We start from the raw sequence: 24887 nt of genomic DNA on the forward strand, positions 1-24887 counted from the left end.
GGAACGAACCGCCGAGGTAGCGCCGGGAGCGGGTCCACGAGGGACGAGCGTACCGAGGGCTCGGTGCGCCGGCCAGGTCGTCGCACGACGCACCCCACCCGGTGCCCCGGCGCCGGCGCCCGCCGCCGTGGGGTGTGGCGGGGGCCGGCGCAGGACTCAGACCGCGACCGGCGCGCTCGGCACCAGGGGGTGGAAGCACTCCGCGACGTGCTCCCCGCCGCGCGCGTCGCGCACCAGCGGGGGCGCGGCGACGGCGCACTCGTCGGTCGCCTTCCAGCACCGGGTCCGGAACCGGCAGCCCGACGGCGGGTCCAGCGGGGAGGGGACCTCCCCGGACAGCACGATCCGTTCCCGGCGGTGCTCGGGGTCCAGGGTCGGGGCGGCCGACAGCAGCGCCGCAGCGTAGGGGTGCTGGGGGTGGTCGTACACGTCGTCGGTGCCGCCGGACTCCACGATGCGCCCCAGGTACATGACGACGACGCGGTCGGCGACGTGCCGCACCACGGACAGGTCGTGGGAGATGAACACGTAGCTGACCCCCAGCTCGGCCTGCAGGTCGGCCAGCAGGTTCAGCACCTGGGCCTGCACGGACAGGTCGAGGGCGGACACCGGTTCGTCGCAGACGACGACGTCGGGCCTCAGCGCCAGGGCACGGGCGATCCCCAGGCGCTGGCGCTGGCCGCCGGAGAACTCCGACGGGAACTTCCCGGCATCGCTGGGCCGCAGGCCGACCAGGTGCAGCAGCTCGCGCACCCGGGCCGCGCGGTCGCGGGCGGTCCGGTACACGTCGCGGTGCGTCCGCCAGGGTTCGGCGACGATGTCGGCGGCGCTCATCCGCGCGTCGAGCGAGGCGAAGGGGTCCTGGAACACCATCTGCACGCGGCGGCGGAACGCCAGCAGGTCCTTGCCGCGCAACGTCCACGGGTCGACGCCGTCGAACCGGACGGTCCCGGCGTCGGGGCGTTCGAGCATCAGCAGGGTCCGCGCGAGCGTCGACTTGCCGCACCCGGACTCCCCCACCAGGCCCAGGGTCTCGCCCCGGCCGAGGTCGAGGTCGATGCCGTCCAGGGCCCGCAGGGTCCGCGTCCCCGCGCCGGAGCCGACCGCGAAGGTCTTGGTCAGCCCGCGGACCTGCAGCAGCGGATCGTTCACGAGGGCACCTCCTGGAAACCGAGTTCTCCCGCCCGGTGGCACGCGACCCGGCGGCCGGTGGCGTCGGCCCGCTCGGCCGGGCGCCGGGCCCGGCACACGTCCTGCACGAGCGGGCAGCGGTCCTGGTAGACGCAGGCGGCCGGGATCGCCCGCAGCTCGGGGGGTGAACCGCCGATGGAGGCCAGCGGGACCCCCTTGGGGACGCGTGCCGGCACGGAGTCCAGCAGCCCCCGCGTGTAGGGGTGGTGGGGCCGGGAGAACACCTCGGCCACCGGCCCGGCCTCCACGACGGTCCCGGCGTACATGACGACGACGTCGTCGGCCTCCTCGGCGACCAGGGCGAGGTCGTGGGTGATGAGGACGACCGCCATGTCCCGCTCGGTCCGCAGTTCCCGCAGCAGCTGCATGATCTGCGCCTGGACGGTGACGTCGAGCGCGGTGGTGGGCTCGTCGGCCAGCAGCACCGCGGGGTTCAGCGCGACGGCCATCGCGATGAGCAGCCGCTGGCGCATCCCGCCGGAGAACTGGTGCGGGTAGGCGTCGACCCGCGTCTCGGGGCTGGGGATCCCCACCCGCCCCATCAGCCGGACGGCCTCGGCGCGGGCGGCCCTCCTCGACATCCCGGAGTGGATGCGGAACGGCTCGGCCAGCTGGGTGCCGACGGTGTAGACGGGGTTCAGGGCGGTCAGCGCGTCCTGGAACACGATGGCCAGGCCGGGGCCGGCGAGCCTGCGGCGGGCCGCGCGCCCGGCGGTCACCAGGTCGGTCCCCGCGAGCCGGACGGCCCCGCCGGACACCGAGGCCACGGGTTCGAGCAGCCCGACGAGGGCCTGGGCGGTGAGGGACTTCCCGCAGCCCGATTCACCGAGCAGGGCCAGGGTCCGGCCCGACCGGGCGCCGAAGCTCACCCCGTCGACGGCGCGGACGGTCCCGGACGGGGTGCGGATGTCGACCGTGAGCCCGTCGACGTCCAGCGCGGGTGCGTGCGTCACGACGGTCACGAGTCCTCCTGGGGGCGGGCGGCGGCGAGCTCGGCGGCGCGCCGCGGGCGGCGGCGCTGGGCGCGGGGCAGGGTGAGCCGCCACCGCTGGGCGGGGTCGGTCGCCAGCCGCGCCCAGGCGGCCAGGACCGTCGCCGACACGGTGGTGACGACGATGCACAACCCGGGGAAGAACGACAGCCACCAGGCCGTGGCCAGGTAGGCGCGGCCCTGGGCGACCATCAGGCCCCAGCTGACGTCCGGCGGCTGGATGCCGATGCCCAGGAAGCTGAGGGAGGACTCGCTGAGCATCACGAAGCAGAACTCCAGCGTCGCGACGGTCAGCAGGGTGGGCAGCACGACCGGGAAGACGTGCCGGCGGATGATCTGCCGGCTGGGGGTCCCGAAGGTGCGGGCGGCGTCGACGAACAGCCGGGTCGACAGTTCCGCCGACTCCGCGCGGGCGGTCCGCAGGTAGACGGGGATGCGGGTGATCGCCAGGACGGCGACGATGTTCGCCGCGCTGGGGTTGAACACGAACAGCACGACGACGGCCATCAGGAGCGAGGGGAAGCTCATGACGACGTCGGCGACGCGCAGGGCGACGGTCTCGCGGCGGCCGCGGTGGTACCCGGCCCACATCCCGACGAGGGTCCCGACCACGAGGGCGATCAGGACGGCGGGGACGGCGACGGAGAACGTGGTGCGGGCGGCCAGCACGAGGCGCACCAGGACGCTGCGGCCCAGCTGGTCCGTCCCGAGCCACCCGGCGACGCCGTGGTCCAGCGACGGGGGCCGCCGGGCTTCGCGCAGGTCCAGGTCGCCGGCGTCGTCCGGCAGCAGCCACGGCCCGACCACGGCGGTGGCGGTGACGAGCGCCAGCACCAGGGCCGCGCCGAGCGCGACCCGGTCGCGCCGCAGCATCCGCCACAGGGAGGTCTTCTCCGGCCGCGGGCGGGCCGGGGCCTCCACGGGTCGTTCTTCCAAGGCGCTCACGTCACACCGCGACCTTCTCGCGCACCCGCGCGTCGAGCAGCGCGTACCCGATGTCGATGAGGATGTTCAGGGCGAAGATCGTCACGGCCGTCAGCAGGACCGCGGCCTGCAGGACGGCGAAGTCGCGGCCGAGGATCGAGTCGATCATGAGCTTCCCGATGCCGGGCCAGCCGAAGATCGTCTCGACGACCACCGCGCCGTTGACCAGGCCGACGGTGAGGTCGCCGGCGACGGTGAGGGCGGGCGCGGCGGCGTTGCGCAGCGCGTGGTGGGTGACGACCCGCAGGTCGTCGGCGCCCTTGCTGCGCGCCAGCCGGACGTAGGGGGCGGACAGCGCCGAGACCATCGCCCCGCGCACCACCTGCGTCAGCACCCCGACGGGGCGGATGACGAGGGTGAGGATCGGCAGGACCCAGCTCGCGGCCCCGGCGTCCACGCCGGAGGTGGGCAGCCAGCCGAGCACGACCGCGAACACCAGCACGCCGGTGATGGCGAACCAGAAGTCCGGCACGCTGGCGGCGGTCATGGACAGGAACGAGGAGATCCGGTCGGCGACCGAGTTGGGCCGGAACGCGGCCCAGCTGCCGATGACGACGGCGGCGAGGACGGCGAGGAGCATCGTCGTGGCCGCCAGCTGCAGCGTCGCGGGGAAGGCCCGCAACGCCATGGCCGCGGCCTCCTCGCCGGTGCGCAGCGAGGTGCCGAAGTCCAGCTGGAGCACCCCGGCGAGGTAGTCCAGCAGCTGCCGCCACCAGGGGTCGTCGAAACCGTTGGCCGCGGCGAACTCGGCGCGCTGCTCGGCGGTCGCCGACTCGGGCAGGTACAGCGCGGTCGGGTCGCCCGTCAGCCGGGCCAGCAGGAACACGCCGAGCAGGACGACGAACAGCGGGACCAGGCTCGTCAGCGCCCGGCGGGCGGCGAAGCGCAGCACTCGGCTCACCTCCCGGTGGGTCTCATGGCGGCGAGGTGCATCTCGTCGCCGGTGGCGGACGTGGGTTCGTAGTCGACGCGGTCGGACCGGGCGATCGCGCCGGTCATGTGCGCGATGTACGCGAACTGGCCGACGAGGTCGGGTTCGTCGGCGAACACCTGCGCGAGGGCGTCCTGGCGGTCCCGCCCGGACAGCGCCTCGGCCGCCCGGACCCGCTCGTCGAGCTCGGGGCTGCCGCCGGAGCTCTGCTGCCCCTGGCTGAGCAGGTACTGGTCGACGCTGAAGGCGGCGTCGCCGGCCTGGTTGCCGTGCTGGATGACGAGGAGGTAGGGGCCGGGGTCCTCGGGGAAGGGCCGTTGCTGGTACTCGATGGACTGGACGGTGTCGACCATGCGGATCGAGACGTCGAGCCCGAGGTCGGACAGTTCCTGCTGGATCACCTGGGTCGTCTCCTCGACCATCGGGAACAGGCCGGTCCGGGCGATGAGCCGGATCGGCACGTCGAGGTCGACGCCGTCGGCGCGGGCCTGCGCGAGCAGTTCCGCGGCCTGCGCGGGGTCGTAGGGCGCCGGGCGCAGGTCGGCATTGAACCCGACGATGCCCTCGGGGACGAGCTGGGCGGCCGGTTCGGCGCCGTTGCCGTAGAGGACCTCGGCCAGGCCGGCGCGGTCGACGGCGAGGTCGACGGCCCGCCGCACGCGCGGGTCGTCCAGCGGGGGTTCGGCCAGCTGCATGCGGATCGCGGTGGTCTCGTTGTTCCGGTAGTCGACCTCGGTGGCCCCGGCGCCGTCCTCGGGGCCGATGGAGGTCGCGATCTCGGCCTCGCCGCCGACGACCATGGCGGCGCGGACGCTGCCCTCGCTGCGCCACTCGTACTCGGCCTCGCGGTAGGCGGGGGCGGCGCCCCAGTAGGTGTCGTTGCGGGTGAGGACCAGGCGCTGCCCGGCGTCCCAGCGCTCGACGCGGTAGGGGCCGGTCCCGACGGGTTCGCGCACCTTCGCGGTGGTGTCGGTGCTGGTGGGGACCACCTCGACGAACGACAGGCGCAGCGGGAGGATCGGGTCGGGTTCGGGGGTGGTGACGACGAGGGTCAGCGGGTCCACGACCCGGGTGCCCAGGTCGACGTCGCCGAAGACGTACCCCTCGACGTCGCAGCTGACGTCGGAGTCGAGGGTGCGCTGGATCGAGAACGCGGCGGCCTGCGCGTCGAAGGGGGTGCCGTCGCTGAAGGTGACGCCGGGGCGCAGGTGGAACGTCCAGCTGGTGGGCGCGTCCTGCTCCCAGGCGGTGGCCAGCAGCGGCAGCAGCTCGCCGGTGGCGGGGTCGCGCTCGGCGAGGGGCTCGGTGATGTTGGAGCGGACCACGACGCCGGTGGAGGTCAGCGAGGCGTCGCAGGGTTCGAGGGTGGGCGGTTCCTGGGGCAGCACGATGCGGACGGTGTCCGGTGCGGCCGGCGACCCGCTGCCGGAGTTGGCCACCGAGCAGGCCCCGAGCAGCAGCACGGCGGCGCCCGCGGCGAGCGGCCGGACGGAGTGGTGCGTCATTGCGGCTCCTCCACCGATGGACATCAATGTCTACGGATGTGGATGGGGTCTATCGACTGGGACGAATCTAGGGTCCACCTCCCACAGCGTCAAGCACGTCACCAATGTCCACCCACGTAGACACTGTTCCCACTCGTGAGCAGAGCTGTTACGGTCGGCACCTGTCGCGCGGCACCGCCGCCCCGCCCGCTCCACGTCGCAGGCCACGCCCCCACACCGGAGAGACCATGAGCAGCCAGAGCAGCTACGCACCAGACGACCTCCGCCGGGCCCTGGGCTCGGGACTGCTGTCGTTCCCGGTGACGCACACCCGCGCCGACCTGTCCTTCGACGAGGACGCCTACCGCGACCACGTCGCTCACCTGTCCGGGTTCGGCGCCGCGGGCCTGTTCGCCGCCGGCGGGACCGGGGAGTTCCCCGCCCTGACCCCCGGCGAGGTGCAGCGGATCGTCGTCGCGACCGTCGAGGCCAACGGCGGCACGAGCCCGGTCGTCGGCCCCGTCGGCTACGGCACGGCCACCGCCGTCGCGATGGCGCGCGAGGTCGAGGCCGCCGGCGCCGACGGCGTCTTCGTGCTGCCGCCCTACCTCAGCGAGCTCACCCAGGACGGCCTGTACGAGCACGTCGCCGCCGTCTGCCGCGCCACCTCCCTCGGCGTCGTCGTCTACCACCGCGCCAACGCGCGCTTCACCGCCCGCACCGTCGCCCGGCTCGTGGAGGAGTTCGACAACTTCATCGGGTTCAAGGACGGCGTCTGCGACATCGACCTGCTCGCGACGCTCTACGCCACCCACGGCGACCGCCTGCTGTACGTCGGCGGCCTGCCCACCGCCGAGACCTACGCGCTGCCGTACCTGGAACTGGGCGCCACCACCTACTCCTCGGCCATCTTCAACTTCGCCCCCGAGTGGGCCCGGGCGTTCTACGACGACGTCGTCGCCCGCGACCGGACCGCGGTGTACGACCGGCTGCGCGAGTTCGTCATCCCCTACCTGGACATCCGCAACCGGGCGGCGGGGTACCCCGTGTCCATCGTCAAGGCGGGGATGACGGCCGTCGGCCGCAGCGCCGGCCCGGTCCGCCCGCCCCTGACCGACCTGACCGACAGCGAACTGGCCGAACTGACCGACCTCGTCAAGAAGGTGGTGTGACGGTGGACCTCACCGGAGAGCTGTTCCTGGCCGGCGAACGCGTCCGGGGCACCGGCGCCGAGCTGCGCGCCACCGACCCCCGCACGGGCGACACCCTCGAACCGGTGTACCGGCTGGGCACGACTGACGACGTCGACCGCGCCGCGACCGCCGCCGCGCAGGCGTTCCGCCCCTACCGCCGCACCGACCCCAAGGTGCGCGCGGAGTTCCTCGACAGCATCGCCGACGGGCTCGCCGCGCTCGGGGAGGAGATCGTCGAGCGCGTGCAGCGCGAGACCGGCATCGCCGAGCCGCGCGTGCGCGGGGAACTGGCCCGCACCGTGAACCAGCTGCGGTTGTTCGCCGGGGTCGTCCGCGACGGCTCGTACACCGGTGCCCGCGTCGAGACCGCCCTGCCCGACCGGAAGCCGCTGCCGCGCCCGGACCTGCGCCAGCACAAGGTGCCGCTCGGGCCGGTCGCCGTGTTCGGGGCCAGCAACTTCCCGCTCGCGTTCTCGGTGGCCGGGGGCGACACCGCCTCCGCGCTGGCCGCCGGGTGCCCCGTCGTCGTCAAGGCGCACTCCTCGCACCCGGGCACCTCCGAGCTCGTCGCCGGGGTCGTCACCGCCGCCGTCGCCGCGCACGACCTGCCCGCCGGCACGTTCTCCCTGCTGTACGGCGAGGGCCGCGAGGTGGGCACCGCGCTCGTCGCGCACCCGGCGATCGCCGCCGTCGGGTTCACCGGGTCCCGCGCCGGCGGCACCGCGCTGGTCGCCGTCGCCAACGCCCGGCCGCGGCCGATCCCGGTCTACGCCGAGATGTCGAGCATCAACCCCGTCGTCCTGCTCCCCGCGGCCCTGCGCGAGCGGGGCCGGGCCGTCGGGGAGGGTTTCGTCGCCTCCCTGACCACCGGCGTCGGGCAGCTGTGCACCAGCCCCGGCCTCGTGCTGGCCGTGGACTCCCCCGGCCTGCAGGACTTCCTCGACGGCGCCGCCGCCGCGGTCCGCGCCTCCGCCGCCGCGCCCATGCTCTCGGCGGGGATCTGCACCGCCTACGACCGCGGCGTGCAGGCGCTGCGGGACAACCCCGCCGTCGAGGAGATCGCCACCGGCGCCGACGACGACTCCCTCGCCGCCGCCGGGACGACCCACCTGTTCACCACCACCGCCGAGGCGTTCCTGCGCGACGACAGCCTCGCCGAGGAGGTGTTCGGCGCCTCCTCCCTGGTGGTCCGCGTCCCCGGCCCCGAAGCGCTGCCGGAGGTCCTGGACCGCATCGAGGGCCAGCTCACCGCGACCGTCCACCTCGGCGCCGGGGACGAACCCACCGCCGCCGACCTGCTGCCCGCGCTGGAGGAGAAGGTCGGGCGCATCGTCGTCAACGGCTGGCCCACCGGCGTCGACGTCGGCGAGGCGATCGTCCACGGCGGCCCGTTCCCCGCCACCAGCGACGGCCGCTCCACCTCCGTCGGCACCCTGGCGATCGAGCGCTTCCTGCGGCCCGTCGCCTACCAGGACGTCCCGGCGTCGCTGCTGCCCGCCGACCTCGGGCAGGTCCCGTGAGCGACACCCCCGTCGTCGTCGGCGTCCGGGTCGTCCCGGTCGCCGGCCACGACGACATGCTGCTGAACCTGTCCGGGGCCCACGCCCCGTTCTTCACCCGCAACGTCGTCGTCCTCACCGACTCCGACGGCCGCACCGGCGTCGGGGAGGTCCCCGGCGGGGAGGCGATCCGGCAGACCCTCACCGAGGCCGGGGAACTGCTCACCGGTCAGCCCGTGGCCCGCCACCGCGAACTGCTGCAACGGGTCCAGCGGACGTTCGCAGGCCGCGACGCCGCCGGCCGGGGCCTGCAGACGTTCGACCTGCGCACCACCGTCCACGTCGTGACCGCCCTGGAGGCGGCGCTGCTGGACCTGCTCGGGAAGTTCCTGGAAGTGCCCGTCGCCGACCTGATCGGCGAGGGCCGCCAGCGCGACCGGGTGCAGGCCCTGGGGTACCTGTTCTTCGTCGGCGACCGCACCCGGACCGACCTGCCGTACCGCGGCGAACCCGACGGCGACGACTGGACCCGGCTGCGGCACGAACCGGCCCTGAACGCCGCCTCCGTCGTCCGGCTCGCCGAGGCCGCGCAGGCCAGGTACGGGTTCACCGACTTCAAGCTCAAGGGGGGCGTCCTGCCCGGCGAGGAGGAGGTCGAGGTCGTCACCGCGCTGGCGCGGCGGTTCCCCGACGCGCGCATCACCCTGGACCCCAACGGCGGCTGGCTGCTGGCCGACGCGGTCCGGCACGGGCGGGCGCTGCGCGACGTCGTCGCCTACGCCGAGGACCCCTGCGGCGCCGAGGGCGGCTACTCCGGCCGCGAGGTCATGGCCGAGTTCAAGCGCGCCACCGGCCTGCGGACGGCGACGAACATGATCGCCACCGACTGGCGCCAGCTCGGGCACGCGGTCCGCGCGAACGCCGTCGACATCCCGCTGGCCGACCCGCACTTCTGGACGATGGCCGGCTCGGTGCGGGTCGCGCAGCTGTGCCAGGCGTGGGGCCTGACCTGGGGCTCGCACTCCAACAACCACTTCGACGTCTCGCTGGCGATGTTCACCCACGTCGCGGCGGCCGCCCCCGGCGACGTCACCGCCATCGACACCCACTGGATCTGGCAGGACGGGCAGCGCCTGACGAAGGACCCGCTGCAGATCCGCGACGGGTTCCTCGACGTCCCCACCACCCCCGGCCTGGGCGTGGAGCTGGACGAGGAACGGCTCGCCGCCGCGCACGAGCTGTACCTGCGCGAGGGCCTCGGCGCCCGCGACGACGCCGTCGCCATGCAGCACCTGGTCCCCGGGTGGACGTTCGACCCCAAGCGACCCGCCCTGGAGCGACCGTGACCGTCCTCGTCGTGGGGGACCTCAAACCCTCCCTCGTGCAGACCCTGCGGACCCGGTACGGGGCCGTGGGCGAACCCTCCCCCGACGTCGCCGGCGACGTCGACGTGGTGGTGACCTCGGGGCGGTTCGGCGTCGACGCCGGCCTCATGGCCCGGCTGCCCGCGCTGCGGGCCGTCCTGAACTTCGGCGTCGGGTACGACACCACCGACGTCGCCGAGGCGAACCGGCGCGGCGTCGTCGTCACGAACACCCCCGACGTCCTCACCGACTGCGTCGCCGACACCGCCGCGGCGCTGGTGCTGGACGTCCTGCGGGGTTTCAGCGCCGCGGACCGCTGGGTGCGGGCCGGGAACTGGTCCGCGGCGGCGAACTACCCGCTGACCCGCCGCGTGCGCGGGACCCGCGTCGGGATCCTCGGCCTGGGCCGGATCGGGCGGGCGATCGCGCACCGCCTGGAGGGTTTCGGCGTGAGCACCGCCTACCACAACCGGCGCGAGCTGCCCGGCGCCGGCTACCGGTACCTGCCCGACGCGCGGTCGCTGGCCGCCGCGTCCGACGTGCTCGTCGTCGCCGCCTCCGGGGGCGCGGACTCCGCCGGGCTGGTCTCGGCGGAGGTCCTGACGGCGCTGGGGCCTCAGGGGTACCTGGTGAACGTCGCCCGCGGCAGCGTCGTCGACGAGGACGCGCTGGTGGAGGCGCTGCGGGAGGGCCGGATCGCCGGGGCCGGGCTCGACGTGTTCGCCCACGAGCCCCACGTCCCCGCCGCCCTGCTCGAGCGCGACGACGTGGTCCTGCTGCCCCACCTGGGCAGCGGGACGGTCCAGACGAGGGACGCCATGGAACGGCTCGTGCTGGACAACCTCGACGCGTTCCTGGCCGACGGCCGGGTCCTCACCCCGGTCCCGGAGACGGCGCCGTGAGCGTCGTGGTGGGCTGGGTGCCCACCGAGGCCGGGCGCGCCGCCCTGCAGCACGCCGCGCGCGAGGCGGAGCTGCGTTCCACCGACCTCGTCGTCCTGGGGACGGCCCCCGGGTCGAAGGACGAGGCGGAGCTGCACGCCGACGTCGAGCTGCTGCGCGCCTCCACCACCCGGCCGGTCTCGGTCCGCCCCCTCACCGGCGACCGCGACGCCGCCGACGAGCTCGTCGACCTGTCGTTCGAGGAGTCGACCGAGCTCATCGTGCTCGGGGTCCGCCGCCGCTCCCCCGTCGGGAAGCTGCTCCTGGGCAGCACGTCCCAGCGCGTGCTGCTGGAGGCGCAGTGCCCGGTGACGGCGGTCAAGCCCCCGCTGCCCGGCTGAGGACGGTGTCGCGCCGGTCCGTTGGTAGCGTCCGCCCATGCCTCCCGGCGCGAACCTGGCCGCCTTCGCCCTCGCCGCTGCCGTCCTCATCGCGGTCCCCGGACCGAGCGTGCTGTTCGTCGTCGGCCGGTCCCTGTCCGCCGGCCGGCGCGTGGGCCTGCTCACCGTGCTCGGGAACGCCCTGGGGATGCTGCCGCAGGTCCTGGCCGTTGCCGCCGGCGTCGGGGCGCTGCTCGCGCAGTCCGCGGTCGCCTTCACCGTCCTGAAGACGGTCGGGGCCCTCTACCTCGTGCACCTCGGGGTCCAGGCGATCCGGCACCGCCACCGCACCACGGCCACGGCCACGGCCACGGACGCGGCGACCGGCCCGCGCCGGCCCGCCGGGGTCCCCGCGGGCAGGTCGCTGCGCGAGGGGTTCCTCGTGGGCGTCACCAACCCCAAGTCGGCGGTCTTCTTCGTCGCGGTCCTGCCGCAGTTCACCGACCCGGCCACCGGGCCGGTCTGGAGCCAGGTCCTCGTCCTAGGGGCGCTCCACGTCCTCATCGGGCTGGCCTTCGACGCCGCCTGGGCGCTGACCGCCGGCGCCGCCCGCGGCTGGCTCACCCGCGACCCGCGCCGCCTGCCCCGCCTCGGCGCCACCGGTGGCGTGATGATGATCGGCGTCGGCGGCACCCTCGCGCTCACCGACCGCCACCTCTGAGGGACCGCGGGTCCAGCCCCCGCCCCCGGGGTACGTTGCGGACGTGGACGCGCTGACGTGGGACCCCGACCAGTACGCCCGGTTCTCCGCCCCGCGGGCCCGCCCGTTCCACGACCTGGTGGACCGGGTGGGGGCGCGCGACCCCGGCGTCGTCGTCGACGTCGGCTGCGGGCCCGGTGACCTCACCCTGGACCTGGCCCGCCGCTGGCCGGGCGCGCGGGTGCGCGGGTTCGACTCCTCCCCCGAGATGATCGCCCAGGCCCCCGCGGCCCGCGGGGTCGAGTTCTCCGTCGCCGCGGCCGAGGAGTTCGACGCCACCGGGGTGGACGTCGTGGTGAGCAACGCCGTCCTGCAGTGGATTCCCGGGCACCTGGACGTGCTGCGCCGCTGGGCCTCCCAGCTGCGACCCGGGGCCTGGCTCGCGTTCCAGGTCCCGGCGAACTTCGACGCCCCCTCGCACCGGCTGATGCGCGACCTGGCCGCCTCCCCGCCGTGGCGGCACCGCCTGGCCGGGGTGCTGCGCGGGACCGAGTCGGTCGCCGCACCGGCGGAGTACCTCGACGTCCTGGCCGGTTCCGGCCTGCTCGCCGACGTGTGGCAGACCGAGTACCAGCACGTCCTGGCCGGGACCGACCCCGTGCTGGAGTGGGTGCGCGGCACCGCGCTGCGGCCCGTGCTCGGGGCCCTGGACGCCGCCTCGGCCGCGGAGTTCGAGCGGGAGTACGCCGCGCTGCTGCGGGAGGCCTACCCCGCCCGCGGCTACGGCACGCCGTTCGCGTTCCGGCGCACGTTCGCCGTCGGCGTGGTCCCCAGCTGAGTCCCCAGCTGAGTCCCGGGCTGGGCGCCCTCCAGCAGTTCCAGCAGGTACGGCGCGGGTGAACCCCCCGCCGACGTCACGACCGACACCACCCACGCGGGGGTGTCGTCCGGCAGCGCCACGACCCGCAACCGCGCCGCCTCGGGTTTGGCCGCGACGTGCCGGGGCACGATCGCGACGCCCAGCCCGCGGCCGACGAGGTCGAGCAGCGCGTGGACGTCCCCGACGCTGAACCGCACCCGCCGGTGCACGCCGTGCCCCGCGCACGCGGCGTCGGTCGTCGTCCGCACCCCCCACGAGGGCACGAAGTCGATGAACGGCGAGGCCGTGAGCTCGGCCCAGTCCACGACCGCCCGCGCGGCCAGCGGGTGGTCCGGCGGGGTCAGCAGGACGAGCGGTTCCCGGCCCAGCTCCGTGGCGGACAGCGCGCTGAGGTGCTCGGTCGTGGCGACGAAGGCGAGGTCGAGCTCGCCCTCGCGGACCCGGCCGACGAGGTCGTGGGAGCCGGCCTGCTCGAAGTGGACCTCGACCTGCGGGTACCGGCGGTGGAAGCGTTCCAGCAGCGTGGAGACGTCCACGACGCCCAGGCACTGCTCGGCCCCCACCCGCAGCGTCCCCGACAGCCGCTGGGTCGCCTGGACGACGGCGTCGCGGGCGGCGGTGGCCTGGGCCAGGAGGGTGCGGGCGAACGGCAGCAGCGCCAGGCCCGCGGGCGTGGGCTGCACCAGCCGGGGGCTGCGGTCGAACAGCGCCGTCCCGAGCTCGTCCTCCAGGGTGCGGATCGCCGCGGACAGCCCGGACTGCGACACCCCGCTCAGCGCCGCCGCGCGGGTGAACTGGCGCTCGTCGGCCAGGGCGACGACGTACTGCATCTGACGCAGGTCCATGCATGAACCCTACTTCTGCCGACGAGAAGGACCAGTTGTTGGACTTCTGCGGAGGGGGTTCCTAGGCTCGCCGCGTGAAGCAGCGCAGCCTCGGACGCCCCGACTCCCCCACCACCCGGCAGGTCTCCGCCATCGGCCTCGGCGCCATGCCGCTGAGCATCGAGGGCCGCCCCGACACCGACCGGGCCATCGCCACGATCCACGCCGCCCTCGACGCCGGCGTCACCCTCATCGACACCGCCGACGCCTACCACCGCGACGCCGCGGAGGTCGGGCACAACGAGGAGCTCATCGCCCGCGCCCTGCGCGAGTACGCCGGCTCCACCGACGACGTCGTCGTCGCCACCAAGGGCGGCCACCTGCGCCCCGGCGACGGCACCTGGACCAAGAACGGCGACCCGGCCTACCTCAAGGAGGCCGCGAAGGCCTCCGCGCGGCGCCTGGGCGTCGAGGCCATCGGCCTCTACCAGTTCCACCGCCCCGACCCCGACGTCCCCTACGCCGACTCCGTGGGCGCGCTGGCCGAGCTCCTCGACGAGGGCGTCATCGTGCGCGCCGGCATCTCCAACGCCGACGTCGCCCAGATCGACGAGGCCGACCGGGTCCTGGGCGGCCGCCTCACCTCCGTGCAGAACCAGTTCTCCCCCGCGTTCCGCAGCAGCCAGGGCGAGCTGGAGCACTGCGCGCAGCTCGGCGTCTCGTTCCTCCCGTGGTCCCCGCTGGGCGGCATCTCCAACGCCGCCGACCTCGGGAACCGGCACGCGGTGTTCGCCGAGGTCGCCGCCGCGCACGGCGTCAGCCCGCAGCAGGTCACGCTGGCCTGGGAACTCGCCCTCGCCGAGCAGGTCCTGCCCATCCCCGGCTCCTCCCGGCCGGCGAGCATCCAGGACTCCCTGGCCGCGGCCGACCTGGAACTGACCACCGACGAGATCGCCCGCCTGTCCGCCGGGAGCGCCTCGTGAGGACCTTCCCCCTCGGCGGCAGCGACCTGCAGGTCCCCAACGTCGTCCTCGGCCTCATGCGCATCGCCGAGATGGACGACGAGGACATCCGCACCCTCATCGCCGCCGGCCGCGAGGCCGGGATCACGATGCTCGACCACGCCGACGTCTACGGCGGGTCGATGCACAGGTGCGAGGAGCGGTTCGCGGAGGCCGTGACCCTCAGCTCCTCCGAGCGCGAGAGCACGATCATCCAGACCAAGGCCGGGATCGTCCCCGACGGCCCGTACTTCGACTTCTCGCACGAGCGCATCACCTCCTCGGTGGACGGGTCGCTGCGGGCGCTGCGCACCGACTACCTCGACGTGCTGCTGCTGCACCGCCCCGACGCCCTCGTCGAACCCGAGGAGGTCGCGAAGGCGTTCGACGAGCTGCACGCCGCGGGCAAGGTCCGCCACTTCGGGGTCTCCAACCAGACGCCGGGCCAGATCGAGCTGCTGCGCAAGCACGTGCGCCAGCCCCTGGTCGCCAACCAGCTGCAGCTGTCCATCACGCACGCCCCGCTCGTCGCGCAGGGCGTCGCGGCGAACATGCAGGGCCTGGACCAGTCGATCTCCCGCGACTCCGGGACCCTCGACTACTGCCGCCTGCACGACATCACCGTCCAGGCCTGGTCGCCGTTCCAGGCCGGTTTCTTCGACGGGGTGTTCCTCGACGACGACCGCTACCCCGAGCTGAACGCCGTCCTGGACCGGCTCGCCGCGCAGTACGACGTGCCGAAGCTCGCGATCGCGACCGCGTGGATCACCCGCCACCCGGCGAACATCCAGGTCGTCCTGGGCACCACGAACCCCGAGCGGGTCCGCGCCGCGGCCCAGGGCTCGGAGCTGCCGCTGACCCGGGCGGAGTGGTACGAGCTGTTCCGCGCCGCCGGGTACCGGGTGCCCTGACCCACCGACCGCGCCCGGCCCGCCGACCCGTCCCCCCGCCCGTCCCCCCGAGGGCGGCGGGCCGGGCGCACCCCACCGACCTCCCGAGGAGACACCGTGGAACACACCCACCTGGGCTCGACCGGCCTGACCGTCAGCCGGATCGTCCTCGGCTGCATGAGCTTCGGCGACGGCAACGAGCAGCAGACCTGGACCCTGGACGCGGAGGCCGCCGAACCGGTGTTCCGCGAGGCCGTCGAACTGGGCATCACGTTCTGGGACACCGCCAACGTCTACGGTCGCGGCAGTTCCGAGCGCGTCACCGGCGAGGCGATCAGGAAGTACACCCGCCGCGAGGACGTCGTCCTGGCGACCAAGGTGTTCGGGGAGATGGGCCCCGGCCCGGGGCAGTCCGGCCTCTCCCGCCGCGCGATCCTCGAACAGGTCGACGCGTCCCTGCAGCGCCTGGGCACCGACTGGATCGACCTGTACCAGATCCACCGCTTCGACCCCACCACCCCGGTGGAGGAGACGATGGAGGCCCTGCACGACGTCGTGAAGGCCGGCAAGGTCCGCTACCTCGGCGCCTCCAGCATGTGGGCCTGGCAGTTCGCGAAGCTGCAGACCGCCGCCGACCTCGGGGGCTGGACGCGCTTCGTGTCGATGCAGAACCAGTACAGCCTCGCCCAGCGCGAGGAGGAGCGGGAGATGTTCCCCCTCCTGGCCGACCAGGGCGTCGGGTCCATCCCCTGGGGGCCGCTGCAGGCCGGGAAGATGGCCCGCCCCTGGAGCGAGCAGAACACGGCCCGCGCCGGTGACGAGCCGCAGACCGACCCCCAGGGCAACCCCGTCCGCCTCGACTCCGACAAGGGCATCGTCGACGCGATCGAGCGGATCGCGGGCGAGCGGGGGGTGTCGATGGCGCAGGTCGCCCTCGCGTGGGTGCTGCGCAACCCCGTCGTCGACGCCCCCATCGTCGGGGCGACGAAGGTGAACCACCTGCGCGACGCCGTCGCGGCCCTCGACCTCGACCTGACCGACGAGGAGGTCACCGCGCTGGAGGAGCACTACGTGCCGCGCCGGCCGACGTTCTTCTGACCGGCCCCGGCGGCGCCCTCACAGGGTCAGCGACCCCCCGATCGGCAGCTGCACCGCACCGGGGACCCCCAGCCGCGAGGCCTCGGTGACGAAGCGGCGACCGGGTTCGACGAACCGGTCGCCCATGGTGGCGCCCAGCGCGATCGGGTGCAGCGTCCCCCAGTGCACCGGCACCGAGACCCCCGGCCGGACCCGCGCGACGAGCTCGGCGGCCTGCCGGGGGTCGAGGTGGTGCGGGCCCAGCGTGTGCCCCCACCCCCCGACCGGGACCAGCGCGACGTCGGGCGCGCGCCCGGCGGCGGCGAGCACCGCGTCGGACCCCTCGAACTCGCCGGTGTCCCCGATCGCCCACAGCAGCAGGTCGTCGGGGCCGGTGCCGCCGAACGCGCCGGGGACCCGCACGAGGTGCTGCACCGCGCGGGCGTCGGCCGGGGCCCGGGAGGCCCAGGACAGCGTGCGGTGACCGGCGTGGTGGGCGGGCAGCGCGGTCACCCGCACCGGTCCGGAGGCGAACGGCAGCTCCAGGCTCTCCCCGACCGCCACCTCGACGACGCGGGTCGACGGCACCCGCAACCTCCAGCGCACCCAGTCCGAGGACCCCGGCGGCGTCACGAGCACCGCGGGCCGCAACCGGCGCAGCGACGGCATGTCGAGGTGGTCGTGGTGCAGGTGCGAGACCAGCGCCAGGTCGCACCCGGCCGAGGCCGCCGGGGCGGGGGTGCGCGGGCGCCGGCGCAGGTGCGCCAGACCGGCACGCAGGACCGGGTCGGTCACCACCCGCAGGTCCCCCGCCGCCCCGCGCACGTCGACCGTCACGGTCGAGTGCCCCAGCCACGTCACCTCGACGCCCACGCGCCCCACCTCTCCTCGGTCCTCGGGGTCACGACCGCAACCCCACCTGCTGCATCCACCGCACCAGCTGCTCGTGGACCGTCGCGGCACCCACCAGGGGCGCCTCCCCCGGCACCGACCGGTCGCGCAGCTCCTCGTCGACCTTCCACTCCGCCGGGTGCACGAGCACCGCCTCGTTCTGGCCGCCGCCGAGGCCGCCGTGCGAGCCGACCTGCTCCTCGAAGGCGTGCACCTCGCCCGTCACCGCCTCCACCGTGGAGTGCACGAACAGCGCCGGGGCGTTGCCGAACCGCATGACCCGCAGCAGGTCGGTGGCCGCGCGCGGGCCGACGGCCTCCAGCGGGTCGGCGCCCCGGACCCGGCCCGAGACGAGGTCGCGCTCCCCCTGCGCCCCCAGGACGACGACCTCGTCGCCCCGGTGACCCGCGACGAACCCGACCCCGCGGGTCGCCAGCAGCCCCGGCACCAGCGCCGGCCAGCGGCGGTCGAACTCGGTCAGGTCGATGCGGCCCGACGGCGCGTCCGGGACCGACAGCAGCGCCGTGCACCCCGACGTCGCGACGACCACGGCGTCCCGCCCGGCCGCCGGTTCCTCCTCCTCGTGCCGGGCGCTGACCCGCTCGGACCTCGCGTGCGGGGCGAACTCGCGGACCAGGACGTCGACGCGCCCGCGCATCTCCTCCCCGGCCGCCGTCGCGACCACCGGGTGGGTGGGGCCCTCGGCGTCCAGCAGGTCCGCGACGACGTCCTTGAACGAGCGCCCGCCCAGCTGCGCGAACGTCGGGCCCTGCGCCTGCCCGTGGTCGGAGACGACGACCACCCGGTAGTCGCGCGGCGCCACCGCCGCGACGTCCGCGAGGGTCTGCAGCACCCGGTCGATCCCGGCCAGGGCGTCCAGCGACTCCGGCCGGGCGACCCCGGCGTGGTGGGCGACCTCGTCGTAGTCGAGGAAGTCGACGAACACGACGGCGCGGCCGTCGGCGAGCTCCTGCGCCACGAGGGCCACGTTCAGGTCGCGCAGCAGCGCGTTCGTCAGCGCGCGCAGCAGGACGTACCACCCGCGCCGCGGGATGCGCGGCTCGATGCGCCGCACCCGCTGCTGCCACCCCTGGTAGAACTCCTTGACGATCTCGCCCAGGGTCAGGATCAGGCTGCGCACCAGCACGAACGGCCGCGCGACGTACCGCAGGTAGGGCCGCCCGGACCCCCCGGCCCGTGAGGTGGAGACCACCAGGTGCGCGTGCCCGGCCTCCCCGGCGAACAGGTTCCCGATGCTCGCCCCGTCGTCGGCGAGCAGCCCCCGGCGGCCCGCAGCGCGCGCGGCCTCGACCGCGCGGCGCTCGATGACGGCCGCGTCGGCGGGGCGGTTGGCGACCAGCACCCGCCGCAGCTCGGGGTCCCACCAGCGGAAGGCGGGGATCTCCTCGGTGGTGCCGTGCAGGAACCCCGCCTGGCTCGCCGGGGTCGTCGACGGCAGCTGCGCCCGCCACCCCTCGGCCAGGTGCGTCCCCTGCCGCAGCCAGCGGGCGATCGTCGTGAGCGTCCCGGAGTGCAGGCCGAACTGCAGCAGCGGCATCGACAGCCCGTCGACCTGCACGACCAGCAGCCCCGGCGGCCGGGTCGTGCCGGGGTCCCGGGGCCGGTGGCGCAGCAGCCCGCGCACGACCCAGCGGCTGTCGTTCGAGCCCACCAGCCAGCGGACGGCGACCCCGACCAGGCCCGTCCACAGGTACACCTGCCACAGCGCGTTGAGGGAGCGCAGGTCCAGCCCCGGCACCGCGGTCAGCGCGGTGTGCAGCAGCAGCAGCTGCACCGCGACGCCGACGACGACCGTGGCCAGGGGGCCGACGAGCGCGCTCAGCGGCCCCAGCAGCGGCCGGACGAGCAGGTCCCCGACGGCCAGCACGGCGGCCGAGGCCAGCAGCCAGAACGGCGACTCGTACTGCACCCCGGTGACCAGGTGCGCGCTGATCCACAGGGCGAACGCCGTCGGCAGCAGCGACAGCAGCAGGTCCCGCGCGTCGCGGGCGGACAGGACGAACCAGGCGCGCACGGGACCGGCTCAGAAACCGAGGCGCTGCAACTGCTTCGGGTCGCGCTGCCAGTCCTTGGCCACCTTCACCCGCAGGTCCAGGTGGACCCGGGCGCCCAGCAGCGCCTCGATCTGCCGGCGGGCGCGGGTCCCGACGTCCTTGAGCCGCGCACCGCCCTTGCCGATGACGATGCCCTTCTGGGAGTCGCGCTCGACGTACAGCCAGACGAAGACCGTCAGGACCCCGTTCTCGCCCTGGGTCACCTCCTCGACCACGACGGCCAGGGAGTGCGGCAGCTCGTCGCGCACGCCCTCCAGCGCGGCCTCGCGGACCAGCTCGGCGATCATGACGGTCTCGGGCTCGTCGGTGAGCTCGCCGTCGGGGTACAGCCGCGGTCCCTCGGGCAGGTGCGACAGCAGGACGTCGGCGACGGTGTCGACCTGCTCGCCGGTCAGCGCCGAGGCCGGCACGACGTCGCTGAACCCGCCCAGCACCTCCTCGCCCAGCGCCGAGACGGCCAGCAGCTGCTCGGCGACCTGCTGCCGGGACGCCTTGTCGGTCTTGGTGACCAGCGCCACCTTCGTCGAGCGCGGGACGGCCGCGAGCGCCTCGGCGATGAACTTGTCGCCGGGGCCGATCTTCTCGTCGGCGGGGATCGTGAGGGCCACGACGTCGACCTCGGCGAGGGTCTCGTGGACGAGGTCGTTGAGCCGCTGCCCCAGCAGGGTGCGGGGGCGGTGCAGCCCGGGGGTGTCGACGAGGACGAGCTGGGCGTCGGGGCGGTGGACGATGCCGCGCACGGTGTGCCGGGTCGTCTGGGGCCGGGAGCTGGTGATGGCGACCTTCTGGCCCACGAGCGCGTTCGTCAGGGTGGACTTGCCGGCGTTGGGGCGGCCCACGAAGCAGGCGAACCCCGAGCGGTGGGGCCGGGGGGTGGGGTTCTCAGTCATGGTCTCGCCCTCCGGCGCGGTCGTCGACGAGCACCGGGTCGGTGTCGTCCGGGGTTTCGGGCAGGCGGTGCACGAGGACGGTGCGGACCTGGTTGCGCCGGCCCTCGCGGGCGTCGGCCTCCAGCCGCAGGCCGTGGACCTCCCCGACGGCGCCGGGGACGAGGACCTCACCGAGCGTCTTGGCGAGCAGGCCGCCGACGGTGTCGACGTCCTCGTCCTCGATCTCCTTGCCGAACAGCTCCCCGAGGTCCTCCACGTGCAGCCGCGACGAGACGCGGAACCCGCCGTCGTCGAGGGGCTCGACCTCGGGGCGGGCGCGGTCGTACTCGTCGGAGATGTCGCCGACGATCTCCTCGATGATGTCCTCGATGGTGACCAGCCCGGCGGTGCCGCCGTACTCGTCGACGACGACGGCGACGTGGACGTTGTCGCGCTGCATCTGCCGCATGAGGTCGTCGACGGGCAGGCTGTCGGGGACGAAGACGGCGGGGCGGGCCACGTCCTCGACCCGTTCGCCGCGGGCGCGGGCGGGGTCGGCGTGGAACCGGCGGGCGATGTCCTTGAGGTAGACGACGCCGAGGACCTCGTCGGCGTCCTCGCCGATGACGGGCATCCGGGAGAACCCCGAGCGCAGGAACAGCGCCTGGGCGTCGTGCAGGCCGCTGCCGCGGCGCACGGTCACCACGTCGGTGCGGGGCACCATGACCTCGCGGGCCAGGGTGTCGCCGAGCTCGAAGACGGAGTGGATCATCCGCTGCTCGCCGGCCTCGATGACGGACGTCTCCCCGGCGAGGTCGACGATCTCGCGCAGCTCGGCCTCGGAGCCGAACGGCCCGTGCCGCATGCCGCGGCCGGGGGTGACGGCGTTGCCGACGGCGACCAGCGCGCGGGCCAGCGGCCCCAGGACGGTGGTGAGGGGGGCCAGGACGGGGGCGGCGAGCAGACCGACGGTCTCGGCGTGCAGGCGCCCCAGCGTCCGCGGCCCCACGCCGACGAGGACGAAGTCGAGGGCGGACATGCCCAGGCCGGCCAGGACGAGGACGGCGAACCAGGAGTCGAACCAGCTGGCGACGACGACGGTGACGCACACGGCGGCGAGGGTCTCGAAGACGACCCGCAGCAGCGTGCACACCGCGATGACCGAGGAGGCCCGCTCCAGGACGCGGGCCAGGGCGGCGGCGTTCTTGCGGCCGTCGTCCTGCAGGTCGCGGGCCCGGCGCCGGGAGGTCCCGGCGACGGCGGCCTCGGCCGCGGCGACCAGGCCGGCGGCCACGACGAGGACGAGGGCCAGCGCGAGCAGCGGCGCGGCGGGGGCGCCCACCCTCAGTCCCCCGACGGCAGCGCGCGGTGCCCGACCGTGGGGGTCGGGTCGCCCGGGCGGCCGATGCGGGCCAGGAAGCCCAGCACCAGCCCGCGCTGCAGGGTGAACATCTCGCGCTCGGAGTCGGGGTCTGCGTGGTCGTACCCGAGCAGGTGCAGGATGCCGTGGGTGACGAGCAGCAGGACCTCGTCGGCGGTGGCGTGGCCGGACGCCTTGGCCTGCGCGGCGGCCACCTCGGGGCACACGACGACGTCCCCGAGCAGCCCCGGCTCCGACGTGCCGCCCTCGCGGCCCGGGCGCAGCTGGTCCATCGGGAAGGACATGACGTCGGTCGGGCCCTCCTCGTCCATCCACTGCACGTGCAGCCGGGACATGGCCTCGACGTCGACCATGAGGATCGACAGCTCGGCCAGGGGGTGGACCCGCATCTCGTCCAGGACGTACCGGGCCAGCTGGGACACCTCGACGGTGTCGACGCCGCGGCCCTGCGCGAACGAGCTCTCGTCGGCGACCTCGATGCTCACCGCTTGCGCCCCCCGGCCGCGCCCGCGGCCCGCGGTCGGGCCTCCTCCCAGCGGCCGTACGCGTCGACGATCTCGCCGACGAGGCGGTGCCGGACGACGTCGCCGGAGGTGAGGCGGGAGAAGTGGACGTCCTCGATGCCCTCGAGGATGTCCTGCACGACGCGCAGCCCGGAGTCGGTGCCGCTGGGCAGGTCGACCTGGGTGACGTCGCCGGTCACGACGATCTTGGACCCGAACCCGAGGCGGGTCAGGAACATCTTCATCTGCTCGGGGGAGGTGTTCTGCGCCTCGTCGAGGATGATGAACGCGTCGTTGAGGGTGCGCCCGCGCATGTACGCCAGCGGCGCGACCTCGATGGTCCCGGCCGCCATGAGCCGCGGGATGGAGTCGGGGTCGAGCATGTCGTGCAGCGCGTCGTACAGCGGCCGCAGGTACGGGTCGATCTTGTCGGTGAGGGTGCCGGGCAGGAAGCCGAGCCGCTCACCGGCCTCCACCGCGGGCCGGGTCAGGACGATGCGGTTGACCTGCTTGGCCTGCAGCGCCTGCACGGCCTTGGCCATCGCCAGGTAGGTCTTGCCCGTCCCGGCGGGGCCGATGCCGAACACGACGGTGTGGGCGTCGATGGCCTCGACGTAGTTCTTCTGGTTCACCGTCTTGGGCCGGATGGTGCGCCCGCGGCTGGACAGGATGTTCATCGTCAGGACGTCGGCGGGGCGGTCGGCGCCGGTGCCGTTGGCCTGGGCCCGCAGCATGGCGACGGACCGCTCGACGGCGTCGGGCGACAGCGGCTGCCCGGCGGCCAGGACGGCGGTCATCTGGTCGACGAGGCGCTCCAGGAGCGCGACCTCACCGGCGGCCCCGGTGACGGTGATCTCGTTGCCGCGCACGAGCACGTCGACCGAGGTGAAGGCGCGCTCGAGGACGCGCAGCAGTTCGTCGCGGGCGCCGAGGAGCCCGACCATCGGGACGTCGGGCGGCACGACGATGACGTGCCGGGTCGGTCCGTGCGCGGGTCCGGTCGCGGCGGCCGGGGCGTCGGGGGTCTCGGGGGTGGGGTCGGTGCTGGCCATGATCGCCCCGGGGGGCCGTTCGCCTCCGTGCTGAGGGGGTGCGGCTCAGGGTCCGCGCTGTCGCCCCGATCCTAACGAGCGGGGCGCGCGAGGGCGCGCCTGTTCTCGCTCGGCTGACCGGCGGCCGGCCGGCGGCGCGGGCCGCGGTCCGGGCTACGGTCGTCGCCGTGGACGCTCCCGCGCGACTGGCGCTGACCGGAGGCGGCTGGACGGGCCGGGCCGAACCCCGGCCACGGACCACGACGATCGCGACGTCCGACGTCGGCGACGGCGACGGCCGCAGCGCGCTGCACGACTCCACCGGCACGCAGACCCGCGACCCGCTGCGGACCCGGCGGACCGTGGTGCGCGGCAGCCTCGGCGAGCGCGTCGACGACACCGTCGTCCGGCTCGTCGACGCCCGCACGGTCGTGACGTCGCGGATCGAGCGCCGCCAGACGGGGCACCACCAGGACGTCCAGGGCGCCGACCTGGACCACCTGTCCTCCGAGGGCGGGGTGGTGTTCCGCAACCCCTTCGTCGGGGCCCGGCTGGACGACCAGGAGATCGCGCCGGCCGTGCTGCTGCAGCGCACCGCCGCCCGGGCCCGCGGGCAGAGTCCCGGGCCGTACCCGCTGGCCGAGGCCGCCCAGGACCAGCTGCTGGCGCCGGCCGTCGGGCGGTCGCCGGCGACCGGCGGACCCGTCACCACCGGCGTCGAGGCGTGGGGCCGGGTGTGAGCGGCGTGCGCGCCCGCACGGTCGTGCGCGGCGTCGGGGAGGTCGCGGCCGACGCCCCGGTCGCCACCGCCGACGACCCGGGGCTGCGCGGGGACGGGTTCTTCGAGACCCTGCTGGTCCGCGACGGGATCGTGCGGCTGGACGCGCACCTGGACCGGTTCGAGCGGTCCGCGGCCGCCTTCGGGGTCCGGGTGGACCGGCGGGAGTGGGCCGCGCTGGCCGCCCGGCTCGCGGCGGACGTCCCCGCGGGCGCCGAGGCGGTCCTGCGGCTGACCGTGGCCCGCGGCGGGGTCGAGTTCGCCACCGTGCGACCGCTGCCCGCGGGCGTCGTGCGGGGCCGTGCGGGCGTGCGGGCGATCACCCTGGCCCGGGGGACGGCCACCGTCCCGGACGCGCCGTGGCTGCTGGCCGCGGCGAAGACGTCCTCGTACGCGGTGAACTCCGCCGCGCTGCGCGAGGCGGCCCGGCGCGGAGCCGACGACGCCGTGCTCGTCGACGCCGACGGGTTCGTCCTGGAGGCCCCGACGGCGAACGTCCTGTGGCGCCGGGACGGGCGCTGGCACACCCCGCCGCAGGCCGGTCGCGCCGTGCTGCCCGGCACGACGCTGGCCGCGGTCGCGGCGCGGGTGGGGGTCACCGAGGCCCCGGTCCGGCCGGGGGACCTGCCGGGGAGCGAGGGCGTCTGGCTGCTGTCGAGCCTGCGCGGCGCGGCGCCCGTGCTGACCCTCGACGGCCGGGCCGTGGGCACCGACGCGGCGGCGACGGCCCTGCTGGCCGCGATCGCCCTCGGGACACGCGACGGCTCGGCGGGCCCGGCGCCCGGTGGGACCATCGCAGGGTGAGCACCTCGTACGAGGACGGCCGGCTCACCGTCGTGCTGGCCACGGAGTCCGAGCAGGAGCAGCAGTGCCTGCGGGTCCTGCGCGCCGCGGGGCTGCACGCGGCGATCGAACGGGTCACCCCCACCGGCGACGACCCCGTCGTGGTCGTCGAGGTCCCCTGCCCGCACCGCCCCACGGCCGCCGACGTCACCGCCGCGACCCGGCGGATCACCGCCGAGCTGCACGCCGCGGGGCTGCGCACCGACGTCCGCGGGACCGGGTTCCGCGCCCCGTCGGCCTGAACCC

The 24887-nt window shown here is 74.9% G+C and carries 25 protein-coding genes; 13 read left to right on the forward strand and 12 right to left on the reverse strand.

All coding sequences use genetic code 11. From position 1 onward, the window contains the following. Window positions 1–156 precede the first annotated feature (156 nt). From ACRYM6_RS02130 to ACRYM6_RS02150, 5 genes are read right to left on the reverse strand one after another with little or no spacing between them, the layout of a single operon-like run. Window positions 157–1152 carry an ABC transporter ATP-binding protein gene (locus ACRYM6_RS02130; RefSeq protein ID WP_432540805.1) on the reverse strand — a complete coding sequence of 332 codons (996 nt, stop codon included), beginning with the start codon at window positions 1150–1152 and terminating at the stop codon, window positions 157–159. Next, window positions 1149–2153: an ABC transporter ATP-binding protein gene (locus ACRYM6_RS02135; RefSeq protein ID WP_432540806.1), complete on the reverse strand. Its 1005-nt coding sequence runs from the start codon at window positions 2151–2153 to the stop codon at window positions 1149–1151. The genes ACRYM6_RS02130 and ACRYM6_RS02135 overlap by 4 nt, the downstream gene beginning before the upstream one ends. Then, on the reverse strand, window positions 2150–3127 hold the full coding sequence (locus ACRYM6_RS02140; protein ID WP_432540807.1) for an ABC transporter permease: 978 nt from the start codon (window positions 3125–3127) through the stop codon (window positions 2150–2152). The genes ACRYM6_RS02135 and ACRYM6_RS02140 overlap by 4 nt, the downstream gene beginning before the upstream one ends. 1 nt (window position 3128) lies before the next feature. Beyond that, the gene (locus ACRYM6_RS02145; protein ID WP_432540808.1) at window positions 3129–4058 is read right to left on the reverse strand and encodes an ABC transporter permease; all 930 of its coding nucleotides are present in this window, start codon (window positions 4056–4058) and stop codon (window positions 3129–3131) included. 5 nt (window positions 4059–4063) lie between these two features. After that, a complete protein-coding gene (locus ACRYM6_RS02150) occupies window positions 4064–5602 on the reverse strand; it encodes an ABC transporter substrate-binding protein (RefSeq protein ID WP_432540809.1) in 1539 nt (512 codons plus the stop codon). Between the two features lie 227 nt (window positions 5603–5829). On the opposite strand from ACRYM6_RS02150, the gene kdgD reads away from it, so the two are divergent. From kdgD to ACRYM6_RS02185, 7 genes are read left to right on the forward strand one after another with little or no spacing between them, the layout of a single operon-like run. Beyond that, window positions 5830–6753 carry a 5-dehydro-4-deoxyglucarate dehydratase gene (gene kdgD / locus ACRYM6_RS02155; RefSeq protein WP_432540811.1) on the forward strand — a complete coding sequence of 308 codons (924 nt, stop codon included), beginning with the start codon at window positions 5830–5832 and terminating at the stop codon, window positions 6751–6753. Window positions 6754–6755: 2 nt separating this feature from the next. Continuing rightward, window positions 6756–8294: an aldehyde dehydrogenase (NADP(+)) gene (locus tag ACRYM6_RS02160; protein ID WP_432540812.1), complete on the forward strand. Its 1539-nt coding sequence runs from the start codon at window positions 6756–6758 to the stop codon at window positions 8292–8294. Between the two features lie 56 nt (window positions 8295–8350). Then, window positions 8351–9619: an enolase C-terminal domain-like protein gene (locus ACRYM6_RS02165; RefSeq protein WP_432541004.1), complete on the forward strand. Its 1269-nt coding sequence runs from the start codon at window positions 8351–8353 to the stop codon at window positions 9617–9619. After that, window positions 9616–10539: a 2-hydroxyacid dehydrogenase gene (locus ACRYM6_RS02170; protein WP_432540814.1), complete on the forward strand. Its 924-nt coding sequence runs from the start codon at window positions 9616–9618 to the stop codon at window positions 10537–10539. Before ACRYM6_RS02165 ends, ACRYM6_RS02170 begins: the two co-directional genes overlap by 4 nt. Continuing rightward, entirely contained in the window at window positions 10536–10919 is a 384-nt protein-coding gene (locus ACRYM6_RS02175; RefSeq protein WP_432540815.1) for a universal stress protein, read from the forward strand. The genes ACRYM6_RS02170 and ACRYM6_RS02175 overlap by 4 nt, the downstream gene beginning before the upstream one ends. Before the next feature lie 37 nt (window positions 10920–10956). Continuing rightward, a complete protein-coding gene (locus tag ACRYM6_RS02180; protein ID WP_432540816.1) occupies window positions 10957–11619 on the forward strand; it encodes a LysE family translocator in 663 nt (220 codons plus the stop codon). A gap of 43 nt (window positions 11620–11662) precedes the next feature. After that, window positions 11663–12436 carry a trans-aconitate 2-methyltransferase gene (locus tag ACRYM6_RS02185; RefSeq protein WP_432540818.1) on the forward strand — a complete coding sequence of 258 codons (774 nt, stop codon included), beginning with the start codon at window positions 11663–11665 and terminating at the stop codon, window positions 12434–12436. On the opposite strand, the gene ACRYM6_RS02190 is transcribed toward ACRYM6_RS02185, so the two are convergent. Next, the gene (locus tag ACRYM6_RS02190; protein WP_432540820.1) at window positions 12379–13323 is read right to left on the reverse strand and encodes a LysR family transcriptional regulator; all 945 of its coding nucleotides are present in this window, start codon (window positions 13321–13323) and stop codon (window positions 12379–12381) included. The genes ACRYM6_RS02185 and ACRYM6_RS02190 overlap by 58 nt on opposite strands. Window positions 13324–13397: 74 nt before the next feature. Between ACRYM6_RS02190 and ACRYM6_RS02195 the strand changes: the two genes are divergently transcribed. The 3 genes from ACRYM6_RS02195 (at window position 13398) to ACRYM6_RS02205 (ending at window position 16291) form a co-directional block, all read left to right on the forward strand. After that, window positions 13398–14285: an aldo/keto reductase gene (locus ACRYM6_RS02195; protein ID WP_432540822.1), complete on the forward strand. Its 888-nt coding sequence runs from the start codon at window positions 13398–13400 to the stop codon at window positions 14283–14285. Continuing rightward, entirely contained in the window at window positions 14282–15214 is a 933-nt protein-coding gene (locus ACRYM6_RS02200; RefSeq protein ID WP_432540824.1) for an aldo/keto reductase, read from the forward strand. Before ACRYM6_RS02195 ends, ACRYM6_RS02200 begins: the two co-directional genes overlap by 4 nt. Before the next feature lie 96 nt (window positions 15215–15310). Continuing rightward, on the forward strand, window positions 15311–16291 hold the full coding sequence (locus ACRYM6_RS02205) for an aldo/keto reductase (protein WP_432540826.1): 981 nt from the start codon (window positions 15311–15313) through the stop codon (window positions 16289–16291). A gap of 18 nt (window positions 16292–16309) precedes the next feature. Here ACRYM6_RS02205 and ACRYM6_RS02210 read toward each other — a convergent pair whose 3' ends face one another. From ACRYM6_RS02210 to ACRYM6_RS02235, 6 genes are read right to left on the reverse strand one after another with little or no spacing between them, the layout of a single operon-like run. After that, window positions 16310–17143 (reverse strand): MBL fold metallo-hydrolase, encoded by an 834-nt coding sequence (locus ACRYM6_RS02210; protein ID WP_432540828.1) that lies wholly within the window; start codon window positions 17141–17143, stop codon window positions 16310–16312. 28 nt (window positions 17144–17171) lie between these two features. Next, entirely contained in the window at window positions 17172–19196 is a 2025-nt protein-coding gene (locus tag ACRYM6_RS02215) for an alkaline phosphatase family protein (protein ID WP_432540829.1), read from the reverse strand. Window positions 19197–19205: 9 nt separating this feature from the next. Then, window positions 19206–20126: a GTPase Era gene (gene era, locus ACRYM6_RS02220; RefSeq protein WP_432540830.1), complete on the reverse strand. Its 921-nt coding sequence runs from the start codon at window positions 20124–20126 to the stop codon at window positions 19206–19208. Next, window positions 20119–21447, reverse strand: a complete 1329-nt coding sequence (locus tag ACRYM6_RS02225) for a hemolysin family protein (RefSeq protein WP_432540831.1) — start codon at window positions 21445–21447, stop codon at window positions 20119–20121. Before ACRYM6_RS02225 ends, era begins: the two co-directional genes overlap by 8 nt. A gap of 2 nt (window positions 21448–21449) precedes the next feature. Then, window positions 21450–21971: an rRNA maturation RNase YbeY gene (ybeY, locus tag ACRYM6_RS02230; RefSeq protein ID WP_432540832.1), complete on the reverse strand. Its 522-nt coding sequence runs from the start codon at window positions 21969–21971 to the stop codon at window positions 21450–21452. Beyond that, window positions 21968–23041, reverse strand: coding sequence for a PhoH family protein (locus ACRYM6_RS02235; RefSeq protein WP_432540833.1), 1074 nt, complete (start codon window positions 23039–23041; stop codon window positions 21968–21970). The genes ybeY and ACRYM6_RS02235 overlap by 4 nt, the downstream gene beginning before the upstream one ends. 167 nt (window positions 23042–23208) lie before the next feature. On the opposite strand from ACRYM6_RS02235, the gene ACRYM6_RS02240 reads away from it, so the two are divergent. Genes ACRYM6_RS02240 through ACRYM6_RS02250 form a run of 3 tightly spaced genes read left to right on the forward strand, consistent with a single transcriptional unit; the run spans window position 23209 to window position 24883 of the window. Beyond that, the gene (locus tag ACRYM6_RS02240) at window positions 23209–23760 is read left to right on the forward strand and encodes a hypothetical protein (protein WP_432540834.1); all 552 of its coding nucleotides are present in this window, start codon (window positions 23209–23211) and stop codon (window positions 23758–23760) included. A gap of 5 nt (window positions 23761–23765) precedes the next feature. Further along, window positions 23766–24602, forward strand: coding sequence for an aminotransferase class IV (locus tag ACRYM6_RS02245; RefSeq protein WP_432540836.1), 837 nt, complete (start codon window positions 23766–23768; stop codon window positions 24600–24602). Beyond that, window positions 24599–24883, forward strand: coding sequence for a hypothetical protein (locus ACRYM6_RS02250; RefSeq protein ID WP_432540837.1), 285 nt, complete (start codon window positions 24599–24601; stop codon window positions 24881–24883). Before ACRYM6_RS02245 ends, ACRYM6_RS02250 begins: the two co-directional genes overlap by 4 nt. Window positions 24884–24887: the final 4 nt, after the last annotated feature.

Origin of the sequence: Kineococcus rugosus (genome assembly GCF_050871975.1) — a bacterium.
Classification (GTDB): domain Bacteria; phylum Actinomycetota; class Actinomycetes; order Actinomycetales; family Kineococcaceae; genus Kineococcus.